This window comes from Rhizobiaceae bacterium (assembly GCA_023953845.1).
GTDB lineage: Bacteria > Pseudomonadota > Alphaproteobacteria > Rhizobiales > Rhizobiaceae > Arvimicrobium.
The window spans coordinates 281,015-292,740 of sequence record JAMLJC010000002.1 but is presented as its reverse complement, the minus strand read 5'-3'; the positions used below and the strand labels follow the sequence as shown (position 1 = coordinate 292,740).

Annotated in this window: 12 protein-coding genes; 10 read left to right on the top strand and 2 right to left on the bottom strand. The window is 64.4% G+C overall.

Features of this window, described 5'->3' with window-relative positions; genetic code table 11:
- Positions 1 to 123: 123 nt before the first annotated feature.
- From M9955_23490 to M9955_23470, 5 genes are all read left to right on the top strand, one after another.
- Complete coding sequence (locus tag M9955_23490) at positions 124 to 468, top strand: helix-turn-helix domain-containing protein (protein MCO5084609.1); 345 nt, start codon at positions 124 to 126, stop codon at positions 466 to 468.
- Positions 469 to 590: 122 nt separating this feature from the next.
- Positions 591 to 764, top strand: a complete 174-nt coding sequence (locus M9955_23485) for a hypothetical protein (GenBank protein ID MCO5084608.1) — start codon at positions 591 to 593, stop codon at positions 762 to 764.
- A gap of 174 nt (positions 765 to 938) precedes the next feature.
- Entirely contained in the window at positions 939 to 1,340 is a 402-nt protein-coding gene (locus M9955_23480) for a hypothetical protein (GenBank protein MCO5084607.1), read from the top strand.
- A gap of 189 nt (positions 1,341 to 1,529) precedes the next feature.
- Positions 1,530 to 2,645, top strand: coding sequence for a copper-containing nitrite reductase (gene nirK, locus M9955_23475; GenBank protein ID MCO5084606.1), 1,116 nt, complete (start codon positions 1,530 to 1,532; stop codon positions 2,643 to 2,645).
- Between the two features lie 58 nt (positions 2,646 to 2,703).
- A complete protein-coding gene (locus tag M9955_23470) occupies positions 2,704 to 3,600 on the top strand; it encodes a formylglycine-generating enzyme family protein (protein MCO5084605.1) in 897 nt (298 codons plus the stop codon).
- 182 nt (positions 3,601 to 3,782) lie between these two features.
- Here M9955_23470 and M9955_23465 read toward each other — a convergent pair whose 3' ends face one another.
- The gene (locus M9955_23465; protein MCO5084604.1) at positions 3,783 to 4,232 is read right to left on the bottom strand and encodes a pseudoazurin; all 450 of its coding nucleotides are present in this window, start codon (positions 4,230 to 4,232) and stop codon (positions 3,783 to 3,785) included.
- A 133-nt stretch (positions 4,233 to 4,365) separates the two neighbouring features.
- Positions 4,366 to 4,887: a c-type cytochrome gene (locus M9955_23460; GenBank protein MCO5084603.1), complete on the bottom strand. Its 522-nt coding sequence runs from the start codon at positions 4,885 to 4,887 to the stop codon at positions 4,366 to 4,368.
- Between the two features lie 169 nt (positions 4,888 to 5,056).
- On the opposite strand from M9955_23460, the gene M9955_23455 reads away from it, so the two are divergent.
- The 5 genes from M9955_23455 to cofH all read left to right on the top strand — a co-directional run bounded on the left by M9955_23455 (position 5,057) and on the right by cofH (position 11,712).
- Entirely contained in the window at positions 5,057 to 6,676 is a 1,620-nt protein-coding gene (locus tag M9955_23455) for a GMC family oxidoreductase N-terminal domain-containing protein (protein ID MCO5084602.1), read from the top strand.
- A 137-nt stretch (positions 6,677 to 6,813) separates the two neighbouring features.
- Positions 6,814 to 7,587, top strand: coding sequence for a coenzyme F420-0:L-glutamate ligase (gene cofE, locus M9955_23450; GenBank protein ID MCO5084601.1), 774 nt, complete (start codon positions 6,814 to 6,816; stop codon positions 7,585 to 7,587).
- Positions 7,588 to 7,590: 3 nt separating this feature from the next.
- Complete coding sequence (gene cofD, locus M9955_23445) at positions 7,591 to 8,580, top strand: 2-phospho-L-lactate transferase (protein MCO5084600.1); 990 nt, start codon at positions 7,591 to 7,593, stop codon at positions 8,578 to 8,580.
- Positions 8,577 to 9,269, top strand: coding sequence for a 2-phospho-L-lactate guanylyltransferase (gene cofC / locus M9955_23440; GenBank protein MCO5084599.1), 693 nt, complete (start codon positions 8,577 to 8,579; stop codon positions 9,267 to 9,269). The genes cofD and cofC overlap by 4 nt, the downstream gene beginning before the upstream one ends.
- Entirely contained in the window at positions 9,259 to 11,712 is a 2,454-nt protein-coding gene (gene cofH / locus M9955_23435; GenBank protein MCO5084598.1) for a 5-amino-6-(D-ribitylamino)uracil--L-tyrosine 4-hydroxyphenyl transferase CofH, read from the top strand. The genes cofC and cofH overlap by 11 nt, the downstream gene beginning before the upstream one ends.
- Positions 11,713 to 11,726 lie beyond the last annotated feature (14 nt).

Below are 11,726 nucleotides of genomic sequence, written 5' to 3'. Positions count from 1 at the left end.
GTCCCCGTCCGGTTGTCGCTTTTTAAGCTATCAAATTGGCTAGTGTCAATTCTACTTTACAAAAAAACGGGCGGCCCGTACTTATGGCCGAGACACGCGGTTTGCGCGGAAGGAACCCGGAACATGTTGGCTGGCAGGGATCAGAGGCTGGACGACCCCACGACGCAGCAATTGCGTCGCGAAGGCGGTCTTTGGCTCAAGGAACTCAGGGAGAAGGCCGGTCACACGCAGCGTTCGTTCGCTGCCATCGTGGCCGCCGACTATTACACGTTCATCTCGCAGATCGAGAATGGTCGCGGGCGGGTGCCGCCCGAGAAATACGTGCTATGGGCGACCACGCTCGGCATGGAGCCGCGCGCTTTCCTGCGCGGACTGATGCGCTACTACGATCCCATCTCCTACGAGATTCTCTTCGGCGAATCGCGGGACGATGCGCCGAAGACGGAATTGACCGTCGTTCACGGCTGATTCGGCCTGAGGGGCAGCAGGCCGGCGCGGCGCGTGTTTTCATCCGCCGTCGCGTTCCGGCCCTGATCTCATTATATATAGGGCTGCGCCGATGTCGTGGCGCTGTCTGAAGGGAGCGCCAAATGGCCGAGGTCCGTCCGCTTGTCCTGAAATGTCCGAGTTGCGCCACGATGACCGTCGAAACCCCTATCGACGTGGCGAATCTCGATTTCATCGTGAAATGCACCAGTTGCGGCAAGGAGTTCGGCCGCTGGGAGCAGGTGCAGGCGGCTTTCGCAGCCAAGGCCAAGCGCTGAACCACCGGCCGTAGCGGTCCCGCACGGCTGCTCCTACGGTCCTTGCGGGCGGCGAAGCGCCTTGTTTCCGCCCCATCGCTGATCGAAGATTCCTTGCGGGGGCATAAGGTGCTGTCCTGGCCGACCGCGTTTCGGCAGACAGCCTTCCAGATTCGCTTGCACAAGGAGCGGACGATGCCGATGGCTCTACCCACCAGACTCATGATCGCAGCCCTCGCAGCGGTCTCGCTGCCTTCGCTGGCTCTCGCGCAGGAGGCGAAGGTGGTGGAGAAGACCGTGAACGTGTCCGCCGGCAAGCCGGCGCAGATCGGCATCTTCGGCAGGGTCACCCCGGAATGCGATAACGGCAAGGTGCAGGTGCGCCTCGCCAAGCCCGCCGTAAATGGAACCTTGACCGCACGGCCCGGCAAACTAAAGCAGGGCGTGGTGAAGAAGTGCCCTGCCCTGACCCCCGACGTCGCCGCGGTCTTTTATCAGGCGAATGCCGGCTTCACGGGAGAGGACAACGCCGTCATCGAGGTCGAGACCGACGACGGCAGGATCGAACGTCACCAGTATACGATCAAGGTCCAGTAGCGCGGACCGGGCGAATCGCCGCCGAATGGGCGATTCGCACTCGACAACTCTTTCCAGCCCACGCGTTCCTGACCGCTTCGCAATAAATATTTCGCAGTGCATGCGGAAATTTGTTGCAGCGCAAAGAACGCATGCGCGCCGGGGTCTAGGTTTTCCCTGTCAAATCGATGGACCACAAGGAGAACCGAGATGTTCACGCGTCGCCAAACCCTTCTGGGAGTTGCGGCCGCCGGAATGCTGGCGAGCATGCCGCCCGCCCGTGCCTCTATTGCCGCCTCGCTGAGCGAGGCCGAGATCGCCGCATTGCCGCGCGAAAAGGTCACGCTGGTGAACCCGCCTTTCGTCCATCCCCACGAGCAGGTCGCCAAGGGCGGTCCCAAGGTCGTCGAATTCACGATGGCGATCGAGGAAAAGCCGGTGGTCATCGACGATGATGGCACCACTCTTCAGGGCATGACCTTCAATGGTTCGATTCCCGGCCCGATGATGGTCGTGCATGAGGGCGACTATGTCGAACTGACGCTCATCAACCCCGATACCAACATGATGCCGCACAACATCGACTTCCATGCGGCGACCGGCGCGCTCGGCGGCGGCGCGCTGACGCTGATCAACCCCGGCGAGCAGGTGAAGCTGCGCTTCAAGGCGACACGCACGGGCACTTTCGTCTATCACTGCGCACCCGAGGGCGCGATGATCCCGTGGCACGTCGTGTCGGGCATGAGCGGCACGATCATGATCCTGCCCCGCGACGGTTTGAAGAACGAGAAGGGCGAGGCGCTTCGCTACGACCGCATCTACTACATCGGCGAGAATGACTTCTACATCCCGCGCGATGCCGAAGGGAACTTCAAGACCTACGAATCGCACGGCGAAAGCTACGAAGACACGCTGGTCGTGATGAAGGGCCTCGTTCCCACCCATGTCGTCTTCAACGGCGCCAAGGGCTCGCTGACCGGCGACAACGCCATGAAGGCAAAGGTCGGAGAGACGGTGCTGATCGTCCACTCGCAGGCCAACCGGGACACCCGGCCTCACATCATCGGCGGCCACGGCGACTATGTGTGGGAAGAAGGCAAGTTCGCCAACCCGCCCGCCAAGGACCTCGAAACGTGGTTCATCCGGGGCGGTTCTGCCGGCGCGGCGCTCTACACCTTCCTGCAGCCGGGCATCTACGCCTATGTGAACCACAACCTCATCGAGGCCGTGGAACTCGGTGCGACCGCCCACTTCGTGGTCGACGGCGAGTGGAATGACGACCTGATGAAGCAGGTCGCGGCGCCGGGTCCGATCGTCACCAACTGAGCGGGACCGGCATGGGTCCGGGCTGTCGTCCGGACCCATTCTTCGAAGGATTTTCGCTATGCCCGTCAATATGTTGGATGCAGTTCTTGGCGCGGTTGCGGCGTTCGCAGTGCCTGTCGCCGCGCTCGGGGTTCATAGTCTCCCGGCGCGAGAGGCCGGTTTCCCCGCAGCCGAGACCGTCGAGATCTCCGCCACCGTCATCGACTTTCCGGAGCCCGGCGAATTCCTTCGCGACGGCCATCCCGTCGCCGCTCCCGTGCAGTCCATGGCGGTGCCGTCCTTCCGGATCATGAAGCGGCAGGTCGGTCTGGCGGACTACGAACGCTGCGTGGCGGCCGGCGCCTGTGACCCGGCGGCGGCGACTGCTTCGGCCGCCGACGTTCCGGTGACCGGCGTCAGCTGGCTCGACGCGCAGGCCTATTCGCGCTGGTATTCGGAAACGACCGGAGAAGACTGGCGTCTGCCGACGGCGCTGGAGGCAGCCGTCGCGGCGGGAGAACGGTTCGTCGGAGAAAGTGTATCGCCCGTTGCCGACGACCCTGCCAATCCGGCAGTCCGCTGGATCAGGCGCTATCGCGAGGAGGCGGCTGCCAAACGTCCTCCGGACCCCGAGCCCAAGCCGCGCGGCCACTACGGCGCGAACACAAAGGGCATCGAGGATTTCGGCGGCAATGTCTGGGAGTGGACCTCAACCTGCTACGAACGCGTAAGCGTCGATTCCGAAGGTGCCGTCGTCGGTTCGATCGAGAATTGCGGCGTGCATGTGCTGGAGGGTCGGCATCGGGCTTACATGTCCAACTTCGTCCGCGACGGAAAGAGCGGCGGCTGCGCCGTGGGCACGCCTCCGGAAAACCTCGGTTTCCGCCTGATCAAGGACGAAACGCCCCTCCTCTCGTTCCGCCGCGTGCAAAAGTTGCTCGCTGCAATTCCTTTCCTTCAGGATGACGCTGGTTGATCGACCTGCGATCTCCGGACACCCCTATAGGAAACCTCATCACCATCAGGCGGCAAGAGCGAGCGTTGTTCAGCACCTGCCATCACAACGAAAAACCGCCGGCTTCCTTTTTCGGAAGCCGGCGGTTTTTTTGACTGGTCGATGGGATGGCCGGATGCGGAAAATCCGCCCGGCCGCGTTTGTTATTTTGTGGCCAGTTGCTCGAAAAGCTCGGTAAATACGGCCTTGGCCTTGCCCGGCTGTTTCACCGCCTTCGCCGCCTCGATATTCGTGGCCTCGCTGGCCTCGCCGACGCGGATCAGCGCGACCATGCCCATGCCGTAATGCGGCAGGCACTTCACGCCGTAGACACCCGGCTTGTCCAGCGTCACGCTGAAAGGCTGGCTGATCTTGCTCTTGAACGGCTCTGCGCCGTCCGGGATCATGCCCTTGATGGTCTCGACATCGTGGCCCTTGTCGACGGGCACGAAATTGATGGTGTCGCCCGGGGCTGCGAGAATAAGGTCGGGCTCGAATACCATGGCCCCCTTCGCGCCCTTGTTGAGCATTTTCACTTCGTGATCGGCAGCCCCTGCGCCGCTTGCGAACAGCACAGCCGCACCGAGCGCCATTGCTGCGATAATTCTGTTCATTGTCTTTCCTTTCAGCATCCACGGCCACGACGGCCGTTTACGCTCCAATAATCCGCGGAACGTCGGGGCGATTTGCGCTAGGACAAATCATCGCTGGAAATCGCAAGAAACACGGCGCTGCGAAGGGTTGGGGCTATGATGTGCCGCCGAGCTTCAGCATGTCCCACATCGCGTCGTTGTGGCTCCGGTAGAGCCGGTTGACCTTCTCCTGCTCGGCGATCGTATCGGCGGGCCAACTCGACTTTATGTAGGAGAGGATATCGAGGATTTCGCGATCCGTCAGCGCATCGGCGAACTTCGGCATCGCGTTCTCGTCCAGCGGAAGGCATGCGACCGACGCGACGCCCGACTTGGTGAGCTGAACCAGCGCGAAATCGGGATGCTGCCAGGTATGTCCCGTCGAATCATGCGGCGGCGCGAGCGGCCCATCGGTCGCCGCCAATCCGGCGGCCGTCTGTCCCTCGCCCTTGGCGCCGTGGCACCCCGCGCAATGGTCGGCATAGAGAACGCGGCCTCGCGCGACGACGGCTGCATCCTTCCATGCCAGCAATGGCTTGTGCGGCTGCCTCGCAAGATACATGTAGACGACGCCGGCAGCCAATGCGAGCAGCACGCAGCCGATCGCCGCGATCACTATCCTGCCACCCGGTGTCATATCCGCCTCGCATTCCGTTCGCTCAATTTTAGCGCGACAGTGCGTGCCTCATCAATCCGAGGGATGCCGACACACGAGGACCGGCGCTCTGCCTGAATGCCGGCGGGTCCCGACGGTCGGTGGCTGACATCGATGCTGCCCGTGTATAAGAGCAGGCTTGGTCGGGATGATGACTTCGATGGAAGACGCGGGACAATACAACTACATCATCGCTGGCGCGGGTTCGGCTGGCTGCGTGCTGGCGAACCGCCTTTCCGCCGATCCGTCGAAGCGCGTGCTGCTGCTGGAAGGCGGCGGCAAGGACAACTGGATCTGGTTTCACATCCCCGTCGGCTACCTCTTCGCCATCGGCAACCCCCGCGCCGACTGGATGTTCAAAACGGCGGTCGAACCGGGGTTGAACGGCCGGCAGCTCGCCTATCCACGCGGCAAGGTGCTGGGCGGCTCGTCCGCCATCAACGCCATGATCTACATGCGCGGGCAAGCTCGCGACTACGACGGCTGGCGGCAGATGGGTCTGACCGGCTGGGGCTGGGGCGATGTTCTGCCCTACTTCCTGAGGCATGAGGATCACGAAAACCCGCAGAACGCATTCCATAAATCCGGCGGCGAGTGGCGCGTCGAGAATCCGCGCATCCGCTGGGACATACTGGACCGCCTTCGCGACGCCGCCGAGCAGGCCGGCGTGCCGAAGATCGCCGACTTCAACACCGGCGACAACACCGGCTCGTCCTATTTCCAGGTGAACCAGAAGCGTGGGCGGCGCTGGAGCGCGGCGCGCGGTTTTTTGAAGCCCGCGCTCGGCCGCCCCAACCTGCGCGTCGAAACGGGCGCACATGTCGACCGCGTCGAGCTTGTGGAAGGCCGTGCCGCGGCGCTGATCTATCACAAGGATGGCAAGGCGTTCCGCGCGCGCGCCGGTGAGATCGTGCTCTCCTCGGGCACCGTCGCCTCGCCGCTCATCCTCGAAAGGTCGGGCATCGGCGATCCGGCGATCCTGAAGGCGCACGGCATCGAACCGGTGGTCGAATCGCGTGGCGTCGGCAAGAACCTTCAGGATCATCTGCAAATCCGCCCCGTCTACAAGGTCAGCGGCATCCGCACGCTCAACGGCGATTACGGAAATCTCTTCCGCCGCGCGATGATGGGTGTCGACTATGCTCTGCGGCGGCGCGGCCCGCTGACCATGGCCCCGTCGCAGATGGGCGCCTTCGTGAAGTCCTCGCCGGAATACGAGACGGCGAATCTCGAGTTCCATTTCCAGCCGCTTTCGCTCGACAATTGGGGCGACGGATTGCATCCCTTCCAGGCCTTCACGGCCAGCGTCTGCAATCTCCGCCCCTCGAGTCGCGGCTCGATCCATGTTTCCGGACCGGAAGCCACGGATACCCCGGACATACGGCCAAACTACCTCTCAACGGAGGAAGATCGTCGCGTCGCCGTCGAATCGCTGAAATGGGCGCGAAAGATAGTCTCGCAGCCGGCCCTCGCCGCCTACAGGCCGGAGGAACACAAGCCGGGCGCCCACATCGTTTCCGACGAGGATTTGACGGTGGCCGCCGGCAATCTCGGCACGACGATATTCCATCCGGTCGGCACGGCGCGCATGGGCGCCGATCACGATCGCGAGGCCGTGCTCGACGGCCGCCTGCGGGTTCGCGGGGTCGATGGATTGCGCGTCGTCGATGCCTCGATCATGCCGACCATCACGTCGGGCAACACCAATTCGCCCACGATCATGATCGCCGAGAAAGGCGCGGCAATGATCCTTGAGGACGCGAAGCGGTAACACAGCGCTGGCGCAACGGCATTCGCCGCGCGGGATATGACAAGCCGTCGCACATGGGCTATTGCATGGCCCCTCTATCCGCCGGACCGGGCTTGCGCCGAAGGTCCGGGCCGAAGCCATTCCACGGTGTCCGAACCTTGAATCCTGACGGTCTCAGCCTCGTCGCCTTACCCGGCCTGCCGCTCGTTTCGCCGGGCGAGGACCTGCCTGCCCTGCTCGTCGAGGCTATGGCGGGCAACGGGCTGGAGCCATGCGCGCACGACGTGCTGGTCGTCGCCCAGAAGATCGTCTCCAAATCGCAGGGACGCTATGTGCGTCTTGCCGATGTCGTGCCGTCGCCGCGCGCCGTCGAACTGGCGGCGCTGGTGCAGAAAGACCCCCGTCACGTCGAAGTGATCCTGTCCGAGTCGACCGAGATCATAGCGGCCCGTCCGGGCGTGCTGATCGTCGTCCACCGGCTGGGGTTCATCATGGCCAATGCCGGCGTCGATCAGTCGAATGTCGAGCAGGAACCGGATGACGAACAGGTGTTGCTTCTCCCGGAAGCGCCGGATGCATGGTGCGAGACGATGCGCGCACATATATATCGGCACTTCGGTGTCGAGGTGGGCGTGGTGATGAGCGACAGTTTCGGAAGGCCGTGGCGCATCGGCGTGACCGGCGTCGCGCTCGGCGCGGCCGGCCTGCCCGCCGTGGTCGATTGCGTCGGAGAGCCGGACCTCTTCGGTCGTGCGCTCAGGGTAACCCAGATCGCGTTCGCCGACGAGATCGCCGCCGCCGCCGGCCTGCTCATGGGGCAGGCTTCGCAGGGACGCCCCGCCGTGCTGCTGCGCGGCCTGTCTTGGCGGCAGGCTCCCGCTCCGGCCAGCGCCCTGCTGCGGCCGAAGCATCAGGACATTTTCCGGAGTTAGGACGTGATCGACCGCAGCAACGCACCAGCCTCCGAGAGGACGGACGCGAGAGTTCTGGCGCTTTGCGGCGGCGTCGGCGGCGCCAAACTCGCGCTCGGCCTCTACCGGGTCCTCGCACCCGGCAGGCTGACGGTCGCGATCAACACGGGCGACGATTTCGAGCATCTCGGCCTGCATGTCTCGCCCGACATCGACACCGTCACTTACACGCTGGCCGGCCTGAACGACACGGAACGCGGCTGGGGCCTTGCGGGAGAAAGCTGGAACTTCATGGCCGCCCTCGGCAGGCTGGGCGGCGAGAAGTGGTTCAATCTCGGCGACCGCGATCTCGCTACCCATGTGCTGCGCACAATGCAGTTGAAGGAAGGCCGGAGCCTTTCCAAAATCACCGCCGGTTTCGCGGCACGCCTCGGCATCGAGGCGCATCTGCTGCCGATGAGCGACGATCCCGTTCGCACGAAGGTCAGCACCCCGGAAGGCGATCTCGACTTCCAGCGCTATTTCGTCGAACGCCAGTGCGCGCCTGAAGTGCGCGGCATCGCCTTTGAGGGCGTGGCGGACGCGCGTCCGCATCCGGTGCTGATGCAAGCCCTCGCCGATTCGTCATTGGCGGCGATCGTGATCTGCCCTTCGAATCCGTATCTCAGCGTCGATCCCCTGTTGGCGCTGCCCGGCCTGCGCGAGGCGCTGGCCTCGGCTCCCGCGCCGGTCATCGCGGTCTCTCCGATCGTCGGCGGCGCGGCCGTCAAGGGTCCGACGGCCAAGATCATGCGCGAGCTGAATTTGCCGGTCACCACGGCGTCCGTTGCCGAACATTATCGCGGGCTTGTCGATGGCCTCGTCATCGATGCATCCGACGCCGCTGAGGCAGCCACACTCGATCTGCCGGTGCTGGCAACCGGAACCGTCATGCACACGGTTGAGGACAAGGAGCGGCTCGCCCGCGCCGTGCTCGATTTCGCGCATTCGCTCAAGGCCGGAGACGCCCCTTGAGCGATGCCGGCATCTGGTGCCTTATCCCGGTAAAGCGGCTGAAGGATGCCAAGCGGCGGCTTTCGGCCGCACTCTCCGAAGGCCAGCGGGAGATGCTGGTCCGCATCATGGCAACCGATGTCATCCGCGCTGCGCTGGCGACACCGCGCCTCTCCGGCGTCGCTGTGGTGACGGCGGATGAGGAGATTGCCGCGCTTGCGAGACGGGAAGGTGCGACTGTGCTGGCTGAGAAAATGGAAAGCGGCCTGAACGCAGCACTCGCCGGTGCGATGGCAACTGCCTCGCGGCTCGGCGCAACCGGCGTCCTCATCCTTCCCGGCGATGTGCCTCTCGTCACGCCGGCCGACATCGAAGCCATGCTCGAAGGTCACAACGGCAACCCCGCCGTCACCATTGCGCGGGCGGATTCTGACGGCGGCTCGAACGCCCTCGCCTGCTCGCCGCCCGATCTGCTGTCCTTCTCCTTCGGGCCAGACAGCTTTGCCCGTCATTGCGCACTGGCGCGCAAGGCGGGAATTGAGCCCATGCTGCCGTTGCTCCCCCGACTCGCTTTGGATATCGACAGACCCGCCGATCTCGGTGCAATGCTGTCGAGGAACTCGCAGACGTTGACGCACGGCTATCTCTCCGGACTGAACCTGAAAGAGACCGCAGCGTCGGCCGCAGGAATGACGACGCATGAAGCCTGACATCCTCGCCCGCGCGGCATCCGGCCATACGCTTACCCATGACGAGGCGCTTTCGCTCGCTTCGGTGGACCTCGACGCGCGGCTTCTCGAAACCGCCGCCGAAATCCGCGATCAGGGTTTCGGCTCCGCAGTGTCCTATTCGCGAAAAGTCTTCATTCCGCTCACCCATCTGTGCCGCGACGTCTGCCACTACTGCACCTTCGCCCATCCGCCGAAGCGTGGCGAGGCTGCCTATCTCTCCATGGAACAGGTGCTGGAGATCGCGCGGCGTGGCGCAGCGGCGGGCTGCACGGAAGCGCTCTTCACCCTCGGCGACAAGCCGGAGATGCGCTATCGCGCCGCGCGCGAGGCGCTGGCGGAACTCAGCCATGCCTCCACGCTCGACTATCTTCTGGAAGCGGCGGGGAGAACCTTTACCGAAACCGGCCTGATGCCGCATCTCAATCCCGGCCTGATGGGACTGGACGATCTGAAACGGCTGAAAACCGTTTCCGCTTCGATGGGCATCATGCTCGAAACCATCAGCGAGCGGCTGAGCGAGCGCGGCGGGCCGCATTTCGGCTCGCCGGACAAAGTGCCCGCCGCCCGCCTTGAAACGATCCGTCTCGCCGGCGAGGCCGCCGTGCCCTTCACTTCCGGGCTGCTGATCGGCATCGGCGAAACGCGGCTGGAGCGCATCGAGGCCATGCTGGCGCTGCGCGACATCAACGACGAATACGGCCACATCCAGGAAATCATCGTCCAGAATTTCAGCGCCAAGGACGGCACGCGCATGAGCGCGGCCCCCGAGCCCGATCTCGACGACCACCTCTGGACGATCGCAGTGGCGCGTCTGGTGTTCGGCCCGACGATGAGCATCCAGGCGCCGCCGAACCTTGCGCGCGGCACGCTCAGCCGCTTCATCGGAGCCGGCATCAACGACTGGGGCGGCGTATCCCCGGTCACCCCCGACTACGTCAACCCGGAAGCGCCATGGCCGCATCTCGACATTCTTGAACGCGCGACCGAGACGGCCGGCAAGCATCTGGTGCAGCGCCTGCCGATCTATCCGTCGCATCTCAAGGACGCGAAAAAATGGCTGGAGCCGGCGTTCCGCACGCCCGTGCTGGAAGCCGTCGACTCCGATGGTTTCGTGCGTTCAGATGACTGGTCGCCGGGTCGTGCGGAAAGCCTGCCGCAATGGACGAAGGTTTTCGACACGCCCGCCACGCCGGCGATTACCGGGCCGTTGTCGCGGCTCCTCGATCGTGCGCAGTCCGGCGCTTCACTTGGCGAAAGGGAAATTGTCGGTCTGTTCGAGGCGCGTGGTGGCGACCTCCTCGCCGTCTGCCGCGCGGCGGACGAACTGCGCGCCGCCGTCAACGCCGACACGGTGAGCTATGTCGTCACGCGCAACATCAACTACACCAATGTCTGCTCCTACAAGTGCAGGTTCTGCGCCTTCTCCAAGGGCAAGCTGTCCGAAAATCTGCGCGGCACGCCATACGATCTCAGCCTCGACGAGATCGAGCGCCGCACCCGCGAAGCTTGGGCGCGCGGCGCGACCGAGGTCTGCATGCAGGGCGGCATCCATCCGGACTATACGGGCGAAACCTATCTCGACATCTGCCGCGCGGTGAAAACGGCCGCGCCGGACATGCACGTTCACGCCTTCTCGCCGCTGGAAGTCTGGCACGGCACGCAGACTCTCGGCGTCTCGCTGGAGGAGTTCCTGACCGAACTGCGCAAGGCCGGCCTCAGCAGCCTGCCGGGTACGGCGGCGGAAATCCTCGACGATGAAGTGCGCGACATCTTATGCGCCGACAAGGTGCGCACCGGCGAGTGGCTTGAGGTCATGCGCGCGGCGCACCGCGTGGGCCTGAGAAGCACGGCAACCATCATGTTCGGCCATATCGAGCGGCCGGTCCACTGGGCGCGACATATCATGCGCATCCGCGATTTGCAGAAGGAGACGGGCGGCTTCACCGAGTTCGTCCCCCTGCCCTTCGTTCATATGGAAGCCCCGATCTATCTCAAGGGCGAAGCGCGGCGCGGCCCGACCTTCCGCGAGGCGCTGCTGATGCATGCGGTGGCGCGGCTGGCTCTCCATCCGCACATCACCAACATCCAGGCGTCCTGGGTAAAACTCGGCGCGGAAGGCGTGGCGCGGGCGCTGCGCGCCGGCGTCAACGATCTCGGCGGCACGCTGATGAACGAGACCATCTCGCGCGCCGCCGGCGCTTCCCACGGCCAGGAAATGTCGCCGACGCTGATGGAGGAGCTTATCCGTTCCAACGGCCGCTTGCCACGCCTACGCACGACGCTCTACGCCGACGCGCCGCCGGAGCGCCGCCGCATGGCTTTCGCAGCCGGCGAACTGAGCGATGTCGTCAACACGCCGCTGCTACGCAGGAACGAAGCGGCGGCGGAGCGTTACGCCGCGCGCCGCTCGCGGCATGGGTGACGGGCGTCGACGCG